The sequence below is a fragment of the Arthrobacter sp. R4 genome (assembly GCF_051365025.1).
In the GTDB taxonomy this organism is placed as follows: Bacteria; Actinomycetota; Actinomycetes; order Actinomycetales; family Micrococcaceae; genus Arthrobacter.
This window is the reverse complement of the sequence record NZ_JBLWIJ010000041.1, coordinates 24,286-43,046: the sequence shown is the minus strand read 5'-3', so window position 1 is coordinate 43,046 and position 18,761 is coordinate 24,286. Positions and strand designations below refer to the sequence as shown.

The following is an 18,761-nucleotide window of genomic DNA, read 5'->3' as shown; positions in this document are numbered from 1 at the left end:
ATTACCCGACGCCGTCGTAAGCGGTCTCCTGTCGTGTCGAGACCGCGCGGAATCGTTGACAATCTACTAACCATCAGAGTATCGTCGACAATCGACAGCAATTCTCAGATTCGTCGACAATCGACGAGCTGCCTATAACTGGAGGATCGATGGGATTCGAAACCAAGCCGAAGTTCGTTACGTTCGACATGAACGGAACGCTGATCAAGTTTGCTATCAACGATGCGATCCGTGAGGTACTGGGTGACCGGTTGCCGGCTGAGATCGCCGATGATTACCTGCGGGCCTGCAAGGCCTACCGCATCGATGAGTGCACGGGCGAGTACAAGCCGTTCCACCAGATTGTCGCCGACTCGATGGAACGCGCCTCGCGTCGGCTCGGTCTGGAGTTCCGTGCAGCCGACGCACGGGCGGTTTATGAGACTGTCCCCTCTTTTGGCCCGTACCCGGGTGTCACCGAGGCATTAAACCGCCTGGCTGAGGAAGTCCCGCTGGTCATCATCACGAACAGCGACACCGCCCATGCTGTGCGCCTTGCGGCCAACCTCAAGGCCCCGTTCGAGGTCATCATCAGCGCCGAGCAGATGGGCATGTACAAGCCGCGGCTCGGTGCGTTTGAGTACATGTTCGACAAGCTTGGCGTGACACCGGATGAGATCGTGCACGTCTCCGCGAGCCCGATGTACGACCACCGCCCCGCGGCCATTATGGGTATCAAGAACAAGGTGTATGTCGACCGCGGCTTCGAACACGACGAGCACTGGCTCGGCTACGAGCGGATCACCGACATCGCCGATCTCCCCGTCCTCTTCGGCCTTCCGCGTCCTGCTGCCTCCTGAGAGAAAACTGAGTAAAGGATGAGTCTGCCACTACCTCCAACCGTGAAGGGCGCATCGGCTTCAGATCGGCTCCAGGCCCTGGGTCTGGAGCTGCCCAGCCTCGCTGATAATGCGTACTACGTGGACCACCGGGCGGTGGACTCCAGCATCCACATCGCGGGCCAACTGCCGTTCAAGGACGGTGAGCTGCTGGGCACGGGGGTTGTGGGCCGGGACGTGGACCTGGAGACGGCGCGGGAGCTTGCGCGCCATTGCGCGCTGAACTGCCTCGCTGCCGCTGTACAGGCCGTGGGAGACCTGGACCGGGTCCGTATCGTGCAAATGCTGGTCTTCGTGGCCAGTGGACCGGACTTCGGTCTGCAGTCACGCGTCGCCAACGCGGCCAGTGAACTCCTCATCGAAGTGTTGGGCGAGAACGGCCGGCACGCCCGCACCGCAATCGGTGTCTCCGGACTGCCGCTGAACACTCCTGTCGAGATCCAGATGGTCTGCACGGGGGCGTAGATCGTTGAACAATGAGGAGTACAGCGTGAACCGCATTCAAGGAGCACTTGAGGCACTTGTCGAACGGATCGACACCCCCGCACCGATCGTGCTGGTCGATGTGATGCAGGAGAACATCGACCGGATGCAGGCCTTCGCCGCCCGGAAAAACCTGGACGTCCGGCCGCATGTCAAGACGCACAAGTGTGTCGAAATTGGCCGTCGCCAGGTTAGGGCAGGGGCGGTCGGAATCACGGCGGGCAATGTGGGTGAGGCCGAGGTCTTCGCCGCGGCCGGGTTCGACGACATCTTCCTCGCCTACCCGATCTGGCCTTCGGGAACGAAAGGGAGGCGGATCCGGCGGCTCGCCGAGAACACCCGGCTGCGCGTCGGCGCCGACAACGTCGCGGCGATCAATGGCCTCGCCGACGCGATGGGCGCAGAACCTGACCGGCTGCAGGTCGTGATCGAGGTCGACTGCGGTGCCCGCCGTTCCGGAGCTCCTGCCGAGGCCGCCGGCGACCTCGCCCTCGCCGCCCGCAACCGCGGCCTGGTCCCGGCGGGCGTCTTCACCTACCCGGGTCACGGCAGCGCCGGTCCGGACGCCCGCAAGGGTGCGGCCAAGGATCAGGACACCGCGCTCATTGCTGCGGTGCGCAGCTTCAACGCAGCTGGGGTCACCGCGGAGGTGGTCAGCGCCGGGTCCACTCCCACAGTGGAGTTCTCCACCAGCAGCGTCATCACCGAAATCCGGCCGGGCGAGTACGTGTTCAACGACCTGAACAACGCCAGGCTCGGCGCCTGCACCGAAGATCAGATCGCGCTCTTCGTCGCCGGCACCGTGGTCAGCGACTGGGTCCCCGACCAGGTCGTCCTCGACATCGGCACCAAAGCCCTCGGCCGCGAAGGCAGCCCCGAGCGCGGCTACGGCGGCATTGCCGGCACCTCGGCCGTCCTGTCCAAACTCAACGAATACCACGGATTCCTCCCGCTCCCAGCGGGCGGGTTCCGCCCCCGGGTCGGGACCGTGCTTCCGGTGGTCCCTAACCACGTCTGCCCGGTGGTAGTCAATTTCGAGGAATACATCATCACCGACAGCACAGGCACAACGCTGGAACGGTGGCCTGTCGATGCCCGTGGATTCCTCAACTGACCGATCGCGGACGGCAAGTCCCTCCCCTAGCTACAAACCCCAAGCAACCTAACTCACGATGGAGTGACTGACATGAGACTTGATAAGACCACGGCCCTGGTCACCGGCGCCAACAGCGGAATCGGGCAGGCAGTGTGCTCCCACTTCCGCAACGAAGGTGCCCGGCTGCTGCTCACCGGCCGCAGGGAGCGCCTCGACAGCGCCCAGCCCGAGGACCTGTATGTCCCGGGGGACCTCAACGACGAAGCGTTCGTCGGAAGCCTCGCCCGGCAGGCCGCCGAATCCTTCGGCACCGTGGACGTCGTCGTCCTTAACCACGGCCTGCAGGTCAGCGGCCCGCTGACGGAAATGGCCTACGAGGACGCGAAGAACGTGCTGCACAGCAACCTGCTCAGCTCCTTCCTGGTGATGAAGCACTTCGCGCCACTGATGCCTGCAGCGGGTGGCGCGTTCGTCCTCGTCAGCTCACGGCTCGGCATGGTCGGCAAGCCCGATGAAGTCCTGTATTCGGCGGCCAAGGGCGGCCTGATCATGCTCGCCAAAGGTGCCGCGATCGAATGGGCGTCCCGCACTATCCGGGTCAACGTCGTCGCACCGGGCCTGACCGCCACCCCGGTCATCGAAGCATCGTTCCAGCGCAAGGACGACCCCGAGGCCTACCGCGCCCAGCGCGAAGGGCAGATCCCGCTCCAGCGCCTCGCGACCCCCGAAGAGATCGCCGACGCGATCCTCTTCATGGCCTCGAAGGAATCGTCCTACATCACCGGAGCGGTCCTGCCCGTCGACGGCGGATACACCGCCGCCTGAATACCTCAACGCTTCACAGACAACGAAGGACAACCATGACAGCCCTTGCGGCAACACCCCGAAACGGAGAGCTCGGCTTCTGGATGGCCGGACTCGCGGACACCAGGCCCACCTACCCCCGCTTCACCGGCCAGGACTCTGTAGACCTGGCAATCATCGGCGGCGGCTACACCGGCCTGTGGGCCGCGTACTTCGCCAAGAAACTCGAACCATCACTCAAGGTCGCGGTCTTAGAGGCAGAACAGATCGGCTACGGCGCCTCCGGACGCAACGGCGGCTGGCTCTCAGCAATGCCCCCAGGAAACCGGGCCACGTTCGCCCGCGCATCCGGCGGAGGGCTGGACGCGAGCCGGGCCTTGCAGCAGGAGTTTGTTGCCGGCGTCGATTCCGTCCTGAATATTCTCCAGGCCGAAGGCATTGACGCGGACCAGAACAAGGGCGGCGCGCTCGTCGCCGCCCACACCAAGGCGGGGCATGGCCGGCTGGTAACCCGGCGTGATACCGACTGGAAGTACGGGCTGACCGAAGACGATGTCCATTTGCTTGACCGGAATGAGTTCCAGAGCCAGATCAACATCTCCACCGTCCACGGCGGACTCTTCTACAAACACTGCGCCCGCATTCATCCGGCGAAACTCGTCTACGGCCTCGCCGACACCCTGGCCTCCATGGGGGTCAGCATCTACGAAGGCAGCCGGGTGGACAGCATCCAAGGAACGACCCTAAGACTGGCCAACGGACAAGTGACGGCTGCCAAAACGTTCGTCTGCACCGAAGGGTATTCCGGACAGCTGCTTGGCAGCAGGACCCTGATCCCGATCAATTCCTCGATGATCGTGACCAAGCCGCTGTCCGAAGAAACGTGGCAGCAGATCGGATGGAACGGGCCCCAGTGCCTTAACGACTCCGCACACACCTTCATCTATTCGCAGCGCACCGCGGACGGCCGCATCGCCATAGGTGGCCGCGGTAAGCCCTACCGCTACGGCTCCGGCACAGGAGGCACCGGTTCAACACCCCAGTCCACCATTGACCTGATCTCAACAAAACTCCGCTCCTTCTTCCCCGGCATCCCCTTCGAAGTGGAACACGCCTGGTCAGGAGTCCTGGGCGTCACCCGTGACTGGAACGGCGGCGTGCACTGGGACCAGGCCAACGGGATCGGATGGTCCACCGGCTACGCCGGACACGGCGTCACCGCAGCCTACGTCGGCGGCCGAACCCTCGCGGAACTGGCCTTCGAGAAGGAAACAGAACGGACCACACTCCCCTGGGTCGGCTACCGCGCACGGAAGTGGGAACCCGAACCTCTGCGCTGGCTCGGCGTCCACGGCATGTACCGGCTCTTCGGCATTGCCGACCAATGGGAAGAACGCAGGGACTCCACCAAAACCTCACTCCTGGCCAAATTCGGCAGCAGACTCGCCGGACTACATGAATAATCCGCTCAGCCCAACTCCCACCACTACCCCATTCGAAGGGAAGCACCTTGAAAACCATCAACAACATCCAGACGGCAGCTGCGGGGCTCGTGATGGAGCGCAGTGACGCCAATGCCAAGGAAGCCAGGACCCAGGCGCTACCGGAAAAGGTGCTGTAGGCCATGGACGGAAAATTGGCTGTCATAGGCCTGGGCAGCATCGGAAGCATGGCGTTGTGGCAGGCATCGAACCTGACCGACTCCGTCACTGGTTTCGAGGCGCAGTCCCCTGCTCACGGCAGAAGCGCCGTGGGCGGCGATACCAGGCTCTTTCGGATGATCTACCGTGGAGTACCTGACCTCTACCCCATCCTTGGACGCTCACGTGATCTCTGGGGTGAACTGGAAGCAGAAACCGGACAGGACATCCTCATCCGCTGCGGCGGCCTGTCCATCGGCACCGCCGACGGCCCCTACATCCGCAGCCTCCTGGAGACCGCCCGAGCCAACAGGGCTGCCCATGAGATTCTCAGCCGCGAAGAGATGGCAGAACGCTACCCCCAACACAACCTCCGCCCGGATGACTGCGCCGTCTATGACCCGAACGCCGGGGTCCTGCGCACCGACCGTGCCGTCACAGCCGCCATCGCTGCTGCGGAGGCCAACGGCGCAACCGTCCACACCAACACCCCCATCGACAGCATCACCGAAACCGAAGACGGCGTTGTCATCACCTCCGGAGACACCTCCTGGACCTTCGAGAACGTCATCGTCTCCTCTGGCGGCTGGTCCCAGCGTCTGATGCCCAACTACCTCAAAGCCGCAACGCAGACAAAGCGCGTCTTCCTGACCTGGTTTGTTGCCCACGACGCAGCCCAGTTCACCCCGGAAAAGTTCCCCACGTTCAACCGGATGTACGAGGACCGCTCCATGTATGGGGCACCCGTCGTCGACGGGGTCACGGTCAAAGCCACCCTTGACGGCCGCGGGGCACCAACCCCCACCGCCGACTCGGTGCCAAGGGATCTGACAGACGCTGAGATAGCCGAAACCACCGAAACGGTTCAGGAGTTCTTCCCCGGCTTGATCCCCAACATCGTTCGCTCTGACGCCTTCCCGGATCTCTACACCACGGACCGGAATCCTCTACTGGGGTGGCTCAGCGAGTCACGCAGGATCTATTGCGCCACAGGCTTCTCCGGGGGCGGATTCAAGAATGCCACCGGGTACGGCCACATTGCCGCGTACGAAGCGCTCCGCAAACAGTCATTCACAGGCCTGGAATTCGTACGCCCGGAACGGTTTAGGACGAGCCAGGCCAAATCCGTCAGCCAGCACAGCAACAGCAACCTAGCCAACCCGCAGTACGCCGAAACATGAGATGGGTGGATGTCAATGGCGGCACCAGAAGGACCCCTTGCTCTGGAGGGAAGACCCACTGCGCAAGTGATCGCTGACCACTTGCGGGATCAAATCGTTCAGGGGTCCATCCGGCCCGGGCAACAGATCAACGAATCCTTCCTGGCGGAACAGCTCAACACATCAAGGGGCCCCCTCCGGGAAGCCCTGCAGCGCTTGGCCCAGGAAGGAATCCTGATCAGCCGGCGCAACTACGGAGTGTTCGTCAAGGAGGTCGAAACGCATGACCTGAGGGAGATCTACGCAGTTCGGGAGTCCATCGAATCCGCGGCCGCCAACAGGCTGCTGGACAGCAGCCCGAAACAGATCAGTGAAACCTGCGAGGTGCTGAAGGAAATTGTGGGTGAAATGGCGAAGCAAGTGCCTGCTTCCGACTGGCAGACCATGGCAGGGCTGGACATGCAGTTCCATTCAGCCCTCGTTGAAGGCGTGGGAAATTCCCGTTTTACCCGCATTTACAAGACACTCGCCGCTGAATCACGAATGTGTATCTTCGACTTGGAAGTTTCCTACCCAAGTTTGGACGTCCTGGTACAGGAACACCAAAACATCCTGGATCTCTTGAAGGCAGGCGACAGGGATGGCCTGCTCAAGGCCATCAGGGGGCATCTGCAACAGGCCACAACGCAGCGGAAGCCCTCAGCGTCTGACAGCTTCCGCTGCCGGGACCACGACTGGCGCCTTGTATAATCGACAATCGACAAGGGAGGCGGCACGATGGACCGCAAGTTCACATGGCAACAGCAGCGGACCACGACGCCGGACGGCGTCTACAGCGTGCTGCGTACAGCCATCCTGGACGGAACTGTGCCCCCAGGTGGGCAGCTGCGCGAGACGCACATTGCTGCCGATCTCGGAATCAGCCGGTCCCCGCTGCGTGAGGCGCTGACCCGCCTTGAAGAGGAAGGTCTGGTGGTGAAAATCCCCTTCCGGGGATCCTTCGTTGTGGAGGTCAGCGCCCGCGACGTCGCCGAAATCGCATCAATCCGTTTGCTTGTTGAGCCTTACGCTGCTGAACTCTCGGCCGCAACGTTGCGCGGCACTGAGCGGCTGCGGTTGAAGCAAACCATCGAGGAGCTTTACCGGGCCACGGACACCAACGATATTCCGGCCAGCATTGACGCTCACCTGCGCTTCCATAGGCTCTTCTACGAATATTCGGGGAACGCCGCCCTGCATGCTCTGTGGAACGGTTGGGAGAACAAGCTGCGTCTCTACTTCTCTGTCGACCATCGGACTTACAGCGACCTGCATGAAATCGCCGTTGAGCACGAGAGACTAGCTGCACTTGCTTTGGAAGGTGACTTCGAGGGTTTCCGCCAGGAGACTGTCCGTCAGTTCCACAATGCGCTCCGCGCCGAAAGTTAACCAAACCAAACCCCTGACTTGCGAGACTGGCATTGCTCTTCTTGCGCCGTCGTCACTGTTACTTCGAGTGTCCGCGTCTTCGGAAAAAGTGTATAGCTGTTATACAGTTTTAAGGTGACCATCAATGAAGCTGTGACAGTAGCCGACGCCGTCCGTACCCGGCTTGAACGCAGCCTCCTGGCCGGAGACTATTCAGCGGGAGCCCACATTAAGGACAGCCACGTGGCCCAAAAGTTGGGGGTGGCGAGGCCCACTGCGCGCGTTGCTGTACAGGCTCTCATCGCTGACGGCTTCCTGGAACGTGAAACCGGGCGAAGTGCAAGAGTCCGCCTTTTCTCCGTCCAGGATGTCGCAGACATCTTTCGCGTGCGCCGGCTCATTGAATTCGACGCGGTCCGCTCGGTCTGCCAGGGCGCGGACACGGAGCCGATTCGGGAATCCTTGGCGAAGTTTTCCGAGGTGAAAGGTGATCAGGATTGGGAAACCGCCGCACAGGCTGACATGGGCTTCCATGCGGCAGTCGTTGCAGCCGCAGACTCGCCAAGGCTGAGCAGACTGTTTCAGACGATTTCCACTGAAATCCGCCTCCTCATGGCACTTCTTCGGCCGCGGTACCCCCACGTATCCACACTTCACGATGAACACACTGTTCTTCTGAATGCTCTTGCCGCCGGCGACCAGGATCACGCATTGCAGCTTTGGGCGGCCCATTTGAACGACGCCGAAGCGTTCCTGAGCACCAGAATCCGGGAGGAACCCGCCCAATGACACTGACTTTCGGTTCATCAACACCGTTCCATGAAAACCCCAGTGGAAAGCACGCCATGCGTTCAAATTTCGCCGCCCCGGAACATACCCCGCTCCTGGAAAGACTCCTGGCAGCTGGAGTGCCCGTGGAAGCCTCTGGTCACCGGCTGGCCGCATACGCCTACGATGCGTCCAATTACCGGATCCCGCCGATCGGTGTTGTGTTTCCGCGCAGCGTCGACGACGTTGTCGCCGTCATAGCGGCGTGCCGGGAAACGGGCACTGCCGTGATAAGCCGCGGCGGCGGTACGTCCATGGCTGGAAACGCCATCGGCCCGGGAATTGTGCTGGACTTCTCGCGCCACATGAACCGGATCATCACCATTGATGAGTCGGCAGGAACGGCAGACGTCGAAGCCGGTGTTGTCCTTGCCCAGCTCACCCGCGAAACCGAACGCGTAACCGGCGGAAGCCTCACTTTTGCCCCCGACCCGTCCTCAAAAAACCGTGCCACCATAGGCGGCTCGATCGGAAACGATGCGTGCGGCAACCACTCTGTCCGCTACGGTCGGACCTCTGATCACGTCCACGAGATCGACGTCGTCACCTCCGACGGAGCGCTCCTTACCGCATCAGCCAAAGGCGTCCGTGCTACCAACCCGTCAGACGCTTACTCTGTATCCCGGGCGTTCCAGTTGGGCGAAGACCTCAAAACGCTTGCCCAGGAGAATCTTGCTGCTTTCCGTCGCGAACTTGGACGTATCCAGCGGCAGGTTTCCGGTTACCACCTTGCCAACCTGCTGCCGGAGAACGGCCTGAACGTTGCCAGGGCATTGGTCGGCACCGAAGGAACCTGCGCCGTCGTCGTCCGTGCCCGCATGAAACTCGTCCCCAAGCCATCCAGCGCACTGCTGGTCTGCCTCGGCTATGCCGACGTCGTCGATGCCGCCAAAGATATCGAGACCATCCTTGAGTTCTCCCCAGCAGCAGTCGAGGGCATCGATGAGGCCATCGTTGAGACCATGCGGCTGCGCCGCGGAGGCGACTCCGTCCTAGGGCTTCCCCTGGGCAAGGCTTTCCTGTACGTAGACCTTGACGGCGACGACCCGGTCGAAGTGGCCCGCCAGGCCGCCCTGATGCTGGAACGGCTGGCGGCGAACGGACGTTTGGTCGATGGTTGCGCGGTTCCGGACCCCGCTGAACGCGCTACTTTGTGGCGGGTGCGGGAAGACGGCGCAGGGTTGTCGTCAAGGCCCGCCAGTGGCGGGGAATCCCTGGCCGGCTGGGAGGACTCCGCCGTTGCCCCACAGAACCTTGCAGCCTACCTGGCCGACTTCCGGACGCTCCTGGATGACTATGCGCTGACCGGGATCATGTATGGACACTTTGGGGCAGGCTGCATGCACATCCGCATCACCTACGATTTGCGCACGGAAGAAGGCCGCAGCGTGTTCCGCAAGTTCACGCAGGCCGCCGCCGAACTTGTTGTCCGTCACGGAGGCTCCCTGTCCGGAGAACACGGCGACGGACGTGCCCGCTCGGCACTGCTTGCGCAGATGTACTCCCCCGGTATGCTCGCCGCGTTCGAGGAATACCGCAGGCTTTGGGATGAGGCTGGGATCCTGAATCCGGGTTCCATCACCGATCCGGATCCGTTTGACGCCAACCTGGCACTCGAGGGGGTCCCCGAGCGTGAGTGGAGGACGCACTTCGAACTCAGGCCCGTCGAAGCCGCCGCAGCCGGAGCCGACCCCTGGGTGCATGCCGTCCAGGCTTGCATCGGCGTCGGTAGATGCCGTTCAGACTCCGGCGGAGTGATGTGCCCCAGCTTCCGCGCAACAGGGGACGAGAAAGACTCGACGCGCGGACGCTCCCGGGCGCTCCAGGACATGGTTCGAGGTGCCCGGACCGTCGACGAAGGCTGGAAGTCCGAAGATGTCCGTGAGGCATTGGACCTGTGTTTGGCCTGCAAGGCCTGTTCCAACGACTGTCCCGCAGGCGTAGACATGGCCAGCTACAAATCGGAGTTCTTCTCGCACTACTATGAGGGCAAATTGCGGCCCATGTCGCACTTCTCCCTTGGCTGGTTGCCACGTTGGCTCAAACTCACCACGCTGATCAGCCCCTTGGTGAACCTGGTGCTGGCCAGCCCGCTCGGGAACGTCGTGGCCGCTGCCGGTGGCCTCACTACCAAAAGGAAGATGCCGAAGTTCGCTTCCCGGAAGATGCTTCGCGATGCCCTCGCCCCCTACGCCACCCATCCCAAGACGGCCGACGCCCTACTGTTCGTTGACTCCTTCACCAAGGGCTTCAGGCCCGAGGTGGCCGGAGCAGCAGCCCGGGTCATGGAAAGCACGGGAAGGCAGGTCGGCTGCGAATCCGACGCCTGTTGCGGCCTCACCTGGATCTCAACGGGTCAACTCGACACAGCGAAGAAGCTCATGAGCAAGGCCGTAGCGAAGCTCGATGACGGCAGCGATGCACCGATCGTCGTTATCGAACCAAGCTGCGCCGCCGCGCTGAAGAAAGACGCGCCGGAACTGCTCGGCACTGAAGCCGCCGAACGCGTATCCCACAGGATCCGCAGCTTCGCTGAAGCCGTGAAGGAATGGGTTGACGCAGGTTGGGTGCCACCGGCCGTACCCACCGACGTGACTGTGCAGACCCACTGCCACGAGTACTCGACGTTCGGGGCTACCGTCCAGCGCAAGGCACTGGCCGCCCTCGGCGTCGCCAATGTCACCGAGGCAACAGGCTGTTGCGGCGTCGCGGGCAACTTCGGCTTCGAAGCCAACCACTACGACATCTCCATGAAGGTCGCGCAACAGGCACTGGCTCCTGCCCTCGCCAACACTGCCCAGGACACGCCGGTCCTCGCCGACGGCTTCAGCTGTGCGATGCAGGTTAAGCAATTAGAGCCGGAGCGCAAGAGCCTTCACCTTGCCGAACTCCTCGATCCCATGACCACTGCCCCCTGGAACCCTCCAGAGTCATAAGGGTGCATACAGCTCATGGTGATGCTGTGGGTGCCGGAACGCCCAACAGCTGGTCGACTAAACATATGGTCCGTCGTGGCCATCATTTTTGTCCGTGATCGCTGCCTCGGTCTTGTGGGTGTTCGGCGTTGCTGTCCTTGCTGTTTTGGCGGTGGGGCGGGGCACGTTGCCCCTGTCATATCCAGCTAAGAGACGAACGAGGCCGCGGTCTAGCCATTGCGGCCCTTGCCGTTGGATACGCGGCCTAGCCACGCCGGCATTGATCAACACGCGGGGGTTCATGCGCACAGCGGTCCAGCAGCTCTCGAGGTAGAGCCTGCGTCTCGTCACAAACGGGCCCCTCCCGTCATCTGAATATGATTCTTGACACACCGAAGCTGCTCTCCTAGTCTCGTCAAACGGCGCGCGTCGACAACGCACATCGAGTCCTTGTTTGCCAGCTTCTCCCTCGAATAGACCGGGTCAGTGCAGCGAAGAAGGACCTTGCCGCTAGTCCCGCCCCGCACCCAGTGGTGGAACACGAAGACGGTCACATCAAGCGTCTTTGGGGTGCTCCAGCGTAGCTCCCGACCTCCCAGGGCGGCGCCATCCACACGGGGCCATGGATCCTTCCCGCCTGCACCATAGTGCCGTAACCCGATGCCCCCGTACGGCTATTCCTTTGAGCTAGGACATACAATGCCTATCCAAGCTGAACAATTCGACAGTCCTCCCCACGTTTTGGCATTGACCGACGAACCACGCCCTCTGTTGGGGCCAGTGGGACAAAGCATGTCCACAACGGTCTTGCCCGTGGTTGAGGGAACCAGGCGGCAAGAAGACCATCAACAGTTCCGCTCCGGACCATCAGGTGAGCTATCAGCCCGGGGTTTCGCCCTTTACGTGGGCGTCGATGAATCAGAAGCCCAAGCAGCCGGAACATCAGTTTCGGCAGTGGCCCGGGAGACATGCGTGTTTGGACAGTTCCTGGTTGGCGGGTTGGAGATCCATGCAGCGGTCGCACTCGGGCCAGCAAATGCTCGCGGAGGTGCTCTTGAGAGCGTGTTTGCTGCTCTCGGTGATCCGAGGAGGCACTTCGGGCAACTGCCAGCCAAGGAGGAACCGGCAGGTGGCGAAGCGCAAGCCTGGAACGTGGGGGTGGTGATCGATGTATCAAGACGAAGCGTGCATTTGGACGGTATCCCCGTGCGCCTGACGCCCGTGGAGTTCAACCTGTTGACCTACCTTATGGGCGCCAGCATGAGAGCCGTGGGCCGGCAAGAACTCCTGTGCCATGTCTGGAGCGACGGCGCGAGCATTCCGAGCGACCGAACCATTGACGTGCACATTCGCCGGCTCCGGAACAAGCTGGGGCGATTCTCCAAGTCAATCCGGACTGAGCGAGGTGCCGGATACCTCTTTCACGCCCATCCGGAGATTCGCCTGTTTACACCGGAGTACGTGATTTAGGGCGCCAAGAGTCCGGTTAGATTTCTTACCACTGCTCCTGGTGCGGCACCCGCCGCATGCACATGACATTGGCGCCGCGGCACAGGGGCCCTGGCCCGACGGCAACGAATCGCCACCATGCGATTTCAGAGTTCGTCTTCGGGCCGGGCGGCCAGGATCCGAGTGGCGCTGACCTGCAGGATGCCGAGCGACTCCTGGATCAGGGGCGATGCAATGCTGCCCTTGCGCACCGCAGCGACAATACGGCGCGCGGGCTTCCCCTTGCCAGTAATGCGCAGTCGAACCACGTTCTCGGCACTACGAAGGGGCGCCAGTCGAGGCAGCAGGCCCACGCCCAGCCCCGCACCAACGAAGGCAATCTGGGTTTCCCATTCAACGGCCTCATGGGCAATCCGCGGCGTCACCCCCACTGCTGTGAACGCCGCCGTGAATAGCGAGTGGTAGGTGGAACCGGCGGTCTCGGTAATCCAGGGTTCCGATGCCAACTCTTCGAGCGTCACCGTTTCCCGCGATGCCAACGGATGGTCGGCGGGGATGATGACGTCCAGCGGATCGTCGAGCAGAACGGTCTGCTCGAAGCGCGGATCGTCCTCAACGTAGGTTTCGGACTGCATGGCGACAATGACCGCGAGGTCGATCCGCTCGGCTACCAACAGGTCGAAGCAGCGGTCCGGGTTGGCCTCGAGCACCTGAACCTGGAGCTGGGGACGTGTCGAGCGCAGGGTGGCGGCCAGCGGCGCGAGCAACTGGGCTGCCGCAGTGGAGAAGCCGCCGAGGCCAAAATGAGACTGCACCTGGTCGCCGGCCTCCATGGCCGCGGCGCGCAGGCTCTCCCATTCCGCAATGAGGGTGTCCGAGCCCGCCACGAGAAAGCGGCCAGTGGCCGTCAACCGCACGCCCCGGCCGTCCTTCGTCAGCAGCTGCATTCCAAGCACGCGCTGGAGCTCCCGCAGTTGCGAGGAGACGGCGGAGGGAGAATACCCTGTGAGCTCCGCAGTTGCGCCAATGGTGCCGCATCTGGCAAACACCCGAAGTGTGATGAGTCTCGCATCGATCATGCACCTATTGTGCATGGTGATCTTCAGAATGTTGCGCTTTTGTTGCAGTTCAATCGTCCCTAATGTCTTGAGTACAAGGTTTTCGACAACGCCGCATGCACCGTCGCATCCGTGGCCGCCTCGAATCGTCACTACCCACGCCTCCCGGGAGGAAACACATGTCTGCTCCAGTCTTGCCCCTCAATTCACGCGGAAAACTCGCCTCATCTGTGCCTGCCGAGCAGCTGGCGGAAATCACCGAGTTGTTCGATTTCCGGCGCGTGGGATATTCCCTCGATGCCCCCTTCTACACCGATCCGACGATTTTTAACGTCGACATGCAGGCCATCTTTGGACAGCACTGGATCTTTGCCGCCAGCATCGCCGAGCTCCCGGAGCCGGGCGACTACGTCACCGTCGACTACGGGCCCTACTCCCTGATCGTGCTGCGCAACGACGACGGCGGCGTGAACGTCCTGCACAATGTGTGCCGCCACCGCGGCGCGCGCGTCCTGACCGAACCCGCGGGGTCAACCGGAAACCTTGTATGCGGCTACCACTCGTGGACCTACTCCCCGGAGGGGAATCTGATCCATGCCTCGGCACCGGGAGAGACGAAGTTCGACAAGGGCTGCTTCGGCCTCAAGCGCGCCCACAGCCGCGTGGTCGCCGGACTCATCTTCGTCTGCATTGCGAACGAACCGCCGGCGGATTTCGACGAAACCTCAAAGATCTTCGAGCCATACCTCGCGCCCCACGATCTGTCGAAGACGAAAGTCGCCTACCAGCAGAACATCATCGAGGAGGGCAACTGGAAGCTCGTCATGGAGAACAACCGTGAGTGCTACCACTGCGACGGCCACCCGGAGCTAGCCTGTTCCCTCTTTCCCACCTGGGGCCTGACGGAGGGTCTGATCCCGGCCCACCTTGAAGAAGTGTGGGACCGCAACAAGGAAGCCCAGTCCTCGCTCGAGGAGCGTTGCCGCCGCTATGGCCTTCCCTATGAGGTGGTGGAGGAGCTCGACACGCGCATCGCAGGAATCCGCATCTCCAGGGAATCGCTCGACGGCGACGGCGAATCGTTCTCCCCCGATGGGCACAGGCTCTCCAAGAAGCTGCTCGGCGACTTGCCGGACTTCCGCCTTGGCCGCTGCTCGATGCACCTGCAGCCCAACAGCTGGTTCCACTTCCAGAGCGACCACGTCATCACGTTCGGCGTCTTCCCCGTCAACGAACACCAGACCCTGGTACGCACCACCTGGCTGGTGGCCGACGACGCCGAGGAAGGCGTCGACTACGACCTTGAGAAGCTCACCTACACCTGGAAGCAGACAAACCTGCAGGATAAGGCGTTCGTGGAGCTGTGCCAGACGGGCGCCGGCAGCCCTGCCTACGAGCCCGGCCCGTACATGAAGAGCGAGTACCAGGTAGAGGCGTTCATCAACTGGTACGTGCAGCGCGTGCAGGAGCACTTGGCATGATCGAACTCCTCACCGAGACGGCAGTCCAGGAGCCACAGCGTATTCGCGGTCTAGAGATGCCGTGGAACAGGGTGATGGGCAGCACCGAGGGGCCCGCCCGCGCCGCCCACGCGTTGGGGCCCTGGCATCCGCAGGAGTTCATGGCGGAATGTGTCGAGACCGTTCCCGAGGCGGGCGGCATGATGACCTTCGTGTTCCGTCGCTGCGACGGTGCGCCGCTGGCGTTCCGTGCAGGCCAGTATGTGAACGTCGCGTTTCCCTTGAACGGCGAGGACCAGGATCCGGTGGACCGCAGCTACTCGCTGTCCAGCTCACCCACACAGCCGTGGACCTTCAACATCACTGTCAAAAGCGACCCCGCGGGACTCGTCTCACCGTGGGTGCACGAGAATGTCAAACCCGGCACTGTGCTCGAGATGCTCGGACCGGTCGGCGCTTTTCACCTGCCCGATGCCGACCGGCGGGCACGGTACCTCTTGCTGGCCGCCGGCGCAGGCATCACCCCCATCATGTCCATGGTGCGGACCATCCACTCCCTGCCCGGAACGGCAGATGTTGTGGTGCTCTACCACGGAGCGGAGGCCGGAGGATTTGCCTTCCACCAGGAGCTGGCCTACATCGCCTCCGTGGACTCGCGGGTCAAGGTCTTCTACGCCCTGGGCGACCGCAGTAAACCCGAAGGATGGGAATGGCTCAGCGGAAGGCTGACGGCAGCCATGCTGGACGAGGTGGCCCCCGATGCCAACGGCCGCCAGGTCTATGCCTGCGGCCCCGAAGGTTACCTGAACACTGCCACCGAGCTCCTGGGGAAGATCGGCGTCGACGACACCTCCATTAACATGGAATTCTTCACTGGAGACCGCCAGACGCTCCTTGAATACCAGGCGGAGCTCGCGTTTGCAGTGGACATTGCGGAGGAAATCGCCGAGGAAATCGCCGATTCCGCCGAAGACTACTACGAAAGCCAGCCCACCGCGTTCGGGCTCTACGAGCCAGGCTACGACGCCGATGGAACCCTGAAGGCCACGGGGCTGCCGCTGGAAACCGTCGATCCGGACGCGTCCGGTCTCGGAGCTCCCGACAGCAGTCCCGGAGTGGCACCCGAGGCCGGCCAGCCCGATGCCTCAGGCTTTGACACGGTCGGCACGGGAAGCCTCACCTTGTCCTTCATGCGCACCGGCATCAATGTGCGCATCGATCCCGACGAACACATCCTGGGTCCGGCCCAGCGTGCGGGCGTCAGGATCGGCGCGAACTGCAAGGAAGGCATGTGCGGCTCCTGCAAGGTCGTCAAGCTTTCGGGGGAGGTCGAAATGAACCACCAGGGCGGGATCCGGGCACGGGAAATCGATGCGGGCAAGTTCCTGCCCTGCTGCTCCACCGCACGGACCGACATGGTGATCGATGCTTAGCCGCTTCCAGCAGCCCTAGGCTGGGGCGGGAGGTCCCGCCCCAGCCTTCCCTGCCTCGGCGACGTCGGGCAGCCAGGGATGCGTCCGTAAGCGCCTCAGCCGGCACCTCCCCTAAGCCTGCGAGCCGAGGATCGGATTCGTGGCCTTCGTCGAGGCGGGTGGGCAGGCAGATCCTCGACCAGGGCCGTCATCCGGCGTGTGTGTTGTTCTACCGCTAGGGCGTGCAAGAAGACCCAAAGAAATGTTGAATCGACCTACGCGTTTGGACGAGGCATAAACGTCCTGGACGAAGTTCCATGGTGCGTCCCAAGCCTGGTCAACCATGTACTCGTTCAGTTCCTTATACAGCTTGTCCTGCTCTTCGCCGGTGGCAAGGCTGATCCTGTTCACCAAGTCAAGGGCATGGTCGTCCTTGTAGCCCAGAGGGTTCCACGTTGCCTTTTCCTTGACGAGCAGCTGGACCACATTCCACGGGTCCGTCGAGCCGGTCTTGAAATAGGACAGGGCGTACTTGCCCTGGAGCAGTGACGGCATGAACTGCGAGAAGGGGATCTTGTCAAGCTGCACGCGGACGCCCACGGCACCGAGCTGTTCCACCATGGCAGCCTGGGCCTCAGGGAACAGGGTTGAGATGTCGGGCATGACGACGTCGAAGCCGCCGGCGTAGCCGGCCTCAGCCAGGAGCGCCTTAGCCTTGGCCGGATCGTAGCCGTACTTCTTGTCCAGGTCTGCTGAAAAGGCCTCGCTGTCCGGGGCGAAGTGCTGTGTGGTTGTTTCGCCCAAACCCTTCTTGGCGACCTTGACAATTGCCTTGGTGTCGAAGGCATAGTTCAGGGCCTGGCGAACGCGGACGTCGGCAAGGGCAGGGGTGATCTTTCCGGCGCGGTCCCAGATGTAGAGTCCCTCTACGATCCCTGAATAGAATTTTGTGATGTCCAGCCCGCCACCTTCGAGTGCCGGGATTCTGTCCGGTGTGATGCTCGCGCCGTCAACCTGGCCAGCAAGCAGAGCGTTGGTCTCCGCCGTAGGGTCATCCAGCGTTTTCATCACAATGGTGTCGAAGGGGAAGTCCTTCTTGTTCCAGTAATCCGGATTGCCGACGAAGACGTATTCCGTCCCAGCGGTTGAGGCGGAGGCGTCAAGCTTGTAGGGGCCGGAGCCCACTGGACCAGAGGCGGCCGTAAGCGCGGTGGGGCTGGCAATCATCCCGGGAACGTTGGCAAAGTTTCGCAGCAGGCCCGGATCGGGTGCGGTCAGTTTGACGACGGCGGTGCTGGGGTCTGGTGCCTGCACGTCGTCAATGGACTTGAGTTTGGCCGCGGATTCCCCGGTACCTGCCTTGGCGTGCAGGAGGCTGGTCTTGACGGCAGCGGAGTCAAGGGCCGAACCGTCGCTGAATTTGACGTCGGTCCGTAGCTTTAGCGTGAGGGTGGTCATCGCCGGATCGTAGGTCCAGGATGTCGCAAGGTTCTCTTTGACCTCGCCTTTTTGGTCCAGCCTAAGCAGCGGGTCAAAAACTGGCTGGTAATACTGCTCGGAGTGACCGAGGCCGGCTTCGGCAAGGTCCCAGCTTGCCATGTTCTGCGAAATGGCCAGCGTCAGTGTTCCGCCAGTAGCCCCTTCCCCCGATGCGCCGCCGGTGTCTCCCCCGCCGCAGGCCGAAAGTGTCAGTGCAAGCACTGCGGTGCCTGCCACTGCTAGCTTCTTGATCATTTTTTCTCCTCATGGAACGCCGTGGTGGGCGCCTGTTTCGCTTCCGGTGCGCGGGTGCGCATGCTGTTGATTAAGTTGTTGATGTGGCAGTTCAGGGCCGGCTATATGTCTCGCACCGAGCTGAAGAACCCCGGGAGTTAGGACGGCGGCGCCTGTCCGCCGTCGCGTACGCCGTTCTTGCCGTGCCGTGATTCCGTTTTCGGGAATGTGTGCTGGAGGTTGATCCTGCGCAAGCTTTCACGTTCTGTATTCCACTCCCGGTCCGGGCTTGTGGCTCTTGTCACACCTTGTCCCATAAGCATGTTTTAGTACGACGTGGCCTGCAAGATGCCGAATTTAGTTTTTGTCACTACATAAAGATGGGCCTTCGGCAGTCGTAGGAATCCCCATTACCGACGAAGGAATCCTTTACTTCGCCGATCTAGACAAGACCGACT

The 18,761-nt window shown here is 62.2% G+C and carries 15 protein-coding genes; 13 read left to right on the top strand and 2 right to left on the bottom strand.

The features are described 5' to 3' along the window. Positions 1 to 149 precede the first annotated feature (149 nt). The 11 genes from ACLKOZ_RS20960 (at position 150) to ACLKOZ_RS20910 (ending at position 12,681) form a co-directional block, all read left to right on the top strand. Complete coding sequence (locus ACLKOZ_RS20960) at positions 150 to 839, top strand: haloacid dehalogenase type II (RefSeq protein ID WP_436478035.1); 690 nt, start codon at positions 150 to 152, stop codon at positions 837 to 839. An 18-nt stretch (positions 840 to 857) separates the two neighbouring features. Next, positions 858 to 1,343 carry a RidA family protein gene (locus ACLKOZ_RS20955; protein WP_436478033.1) on the top strand — a complete coding sequence of 162 codons (486 nt, stop codon included), beginning with the start codon at positions 858 to 860 and terminating at the stop codon, positions 1,341 to 1,343. Between the two features lie 25 nt (positions 1,344 to 1,368). Then, complete coding sequence (locus ACLKOZ_RS20950) at positions 1,369 to 2,475, top strand: alanine racemase (protein WP_436478031.1); 1,107 nt, start codon at positions 1,369 to 1,371, stop codon at positions 2,473 to 2,475. Between the two features lie 72 nt (positions 2,476 to 2,547). After that, positions 2,548 to 3,282 carry an SDR family NAD(P)-dependent oxidoreductase gene (locus tag ACLKOZ_RS20945; protein ID WP_436478029.1) on the top strand — a complete coding sequence of 245 codons (735 nt, stop codon included), beginning with the start codon at positions 2,548 to 2,550 and terminating at the stop codon, positions 3,280 to 3,282. A 35-nt stretch (positions 3,283 to 3,317) separates the two neighbouring features. Next, positions 3,318 to 4,724 (top strand): NAD(P)/FAD-dependent oxidoreductase, encoded by a 1,407-nt coding sequence (locus ACLKOZ_RS20940; RefSeq protein ID WP_436478027.1) that lies wholly within the window; start codon positions 3,318 to 3,320, stop codon positions 4,722 to 4,724. A gap of 161 nt (positions 4,725 to 4,885) precedes the next feature. Next, positions 4,886 to 6,082: an FAD-dependent oxidoreductase gene (locus tag ACLKOZ_RS20935; protein ID WP_436478025.1), complete on the top strand. Its 1,197-nt coding sequence runs from the start codon at positions 4,886 to 4,888 to the stop codon at positions 6,080 to 6,082. 15 nt (positions 6,083 to 6,097) lie between these two features. Then, positions 6,098 to 6,811, top strand: coding sequence for a GntR family transcriptional regulator (locus tag ACLKOZ_RS20930; protein WP_436478023.1), 714 nt, complete (start codon positions 6,098 to 6,100; stop codon positions 6,809 to 6,811). Between the two features lie 27 nt (positions 6,812 to 6,838). Next, positions 6,839 to 7,489, top strand: coding sequence for a GntR family transcriptional regulator (locus ACLKOZ_RS20925; protein ID WP_436478021.1), 651 nt, complete (start codon positions 6,839 to 6,841; stop codon positions 7,487 to 7,489). A gap of 114 nt (positions 7,490 to 7,603) precedes the next feature. Beyond that, entirely contained in the window at positions 7,604 to 8,257 is a 654-nt protein-coding gene (locus ACLKOZ_RS20920) for a GntR family transcriptional regulator (RefSeq protein ID WP_436478019.1), read from the top strand. A gap of 56 nt (positions 8,258 to 8,313) precedes the next feature. Continuing rightward, positions 8,314 to 11,232 carry an FAD-binding and (Fe-S)-binding domain-containing protein gene (locus ACLKOZ_RS20915; protein WP_436478017.1) on the top strand — a complete coding sequence of 973 codons (2,919 nt, stop codon included), beginning with the start codon at positions 8,314 to 8,316 and terminating at the stop codon, positions 11,230 to 11,232. A 792-nt stretch (positions 11,233 to 12,024) separates the two neighbouring features. Further along, positions 12,025 to 12,681: a winged helix-turn-helix domain-containing protein gene (locus ACLKOZ_RS20910; RefSeq protein WP_436478015.1), complete on the top strand. Its 657-nt coding sequence runs from the start codon at positions 12,025 to 12,027 to the stop codon at positions 12,679 to 12,681. Between the two features lie 125 nt (positions 12,682 to 12,806). Here ACLKOZ_RS20910 and ACLKOZ_RS20905 read toward each other — a convergent pair whose 3' ends face one another. Then, positions 12,807 to 13,739, bottom strand: coding sequence for a LysR family transcriptional regulator (locus ACLKOZ_RS20905; RefSeq protein WP_436478013.1), 933 nt, complete (start codon positions 13,737 to 13,739; stop codon positions 12,807 to 12,809). A gap of 158 nt (positions 13,740 to 13,897) precedes the next feature. Between ACLKOZ_RS20905 and ACLKOZ_RS20900 the strand changes: the two genes are divergently transcribed. Further along, positions 13,898 to 15,199, top strand: coding sequence for an aromatic ring-hydroxylating oxygenase subunit alpha (locus ACLKOZ_RS20900; protein ID WP_436478011.1), 1,302 nt, complete (start codon positions 13,898 to 13,900; stop codon positions 15,197 to 15,199). Further along, a complete protein-coding gene (locus tag ACLKOZ_RS20895; RefSeq protein WP_436478009.1) occupies positions 15,196 to 16,611 on the top strand; it encodes a ferredoxin reductase in 1,416 nt (471 codons plus the stop codon). The genes ACLKOZ_RS20900 and ACLKOZ_RS20895 overlap by 4 nt, the downstream gene beginning before the upstream one ends. Positions 16,612 to 16,722: 111 nt before the next feature. Here the strand turns inward: ACLKOZ_RS20895 and ACLKOZ_RS20890 are convergent, their stop codons facing one another. Continuing rightward, positions 16,723 to 18,324 carry an ABC transporter substrate-binding protein gene (locus ACLKOZ_RS20890; protein ID WP_436478007.1) on the bottom strand — a complete coding sequence of 534 codons (1,602 nt, stop codon included), beginning with the start codon at positions 18,322 to 18,324 and terminating at the stop codon, positions 16,723 to 16,725. Positions 18,325 to 18,761 lie beyond the last annotated feature (437 nt).

Bases quoted from the DNA above. Each gene is read 5' to 3' on its own strand.
- ACLKOZ_RS20960 (WP_436478035.1), top strand. From the start codon at position 150: ATGGGATTCGAAACCAAGCCGAAGTTCGTTACGTTCGACATGAACGGA.
- ACLKOZ_RS20955 (WP_436478033.1), top strand. From the start codon at position 858: ATGAGTCTGCCACTACCTCCAACCGTGAAGGGCGCATCGGCTTCAGAT.
- ACLKOZ_RS20945 (WP_436478029.1), top strand. From the start codon at position 2,548: ATGAGACTTGATAAGACCACGGCCCTGGTCACCGGCGCCAACAGCGGA.
- ACLKOZ_RS20940 (WP_436478027.1), top strand. From the start codon at position 3,318: ATGACAGCCCTTGCGGCAACACCCCGAAACGGAGAGCTCGGCTTCTGG.
- ACLKOZ_RS20935 (WP_436478025.1), top strand. From the start codon at position 4,886: ATGGACGGAAAATTGGCTGTCATAGGCCTGGGCAGCATCGGAAGCATG.
- ACLKOZ_RS20930 (WP_436478023.1), top strand. From the start codon at position 6,098: ATGGCGGCACCAGAAGGACCCCTTGCTCTGGAGGGAAGACCCACTGCG.
- ACLKOZ_RS20925 (WP_436478021.1), top strand. From the start codon at position 6,839: ATGGACCGCAAGTTCACATGGCAACAGCAGCGGACCACGACGCCGGAC.
- ACLKOZ_RS20915 (WP_436478017.1), top strand. From the start codon at position 8,314: ATGCGTTCAAATTTCGCCGCCCCGGAACATACCCCGCTCCTGGAAAGA.
- ACLKOZ_RS20905 (WP_436478013.1), bottom strand. From the start codon at position 13,739: ATGATCGATGCGAGACTCATCACACTTCGGGTGTTTGCCAGATGCGGC.
- ACLKOZ_RS20900 (WP_436478011.1), top strand. From the start codon at position 13,898: ATGTCTGCTCCAGTCTTGCCCCTCAATTCACGCGGAAAACTCGCCTCA.
- ACLKOZ_RS20895 (WP_436478009.1), top strand. From the start codon at position 15,196: ATGATCGAACTCCTCACCGAGACGGCAGTCCAGGAGCCACAGCGTATT.
- ACLKOZ_RS20890 (WP_436478007.1), bottom strand. From the start codon at position 18,324: ATGATCAAGAAGCTAGCAGTGGCAGGCACCGCAGTGCTTGCACTGACA.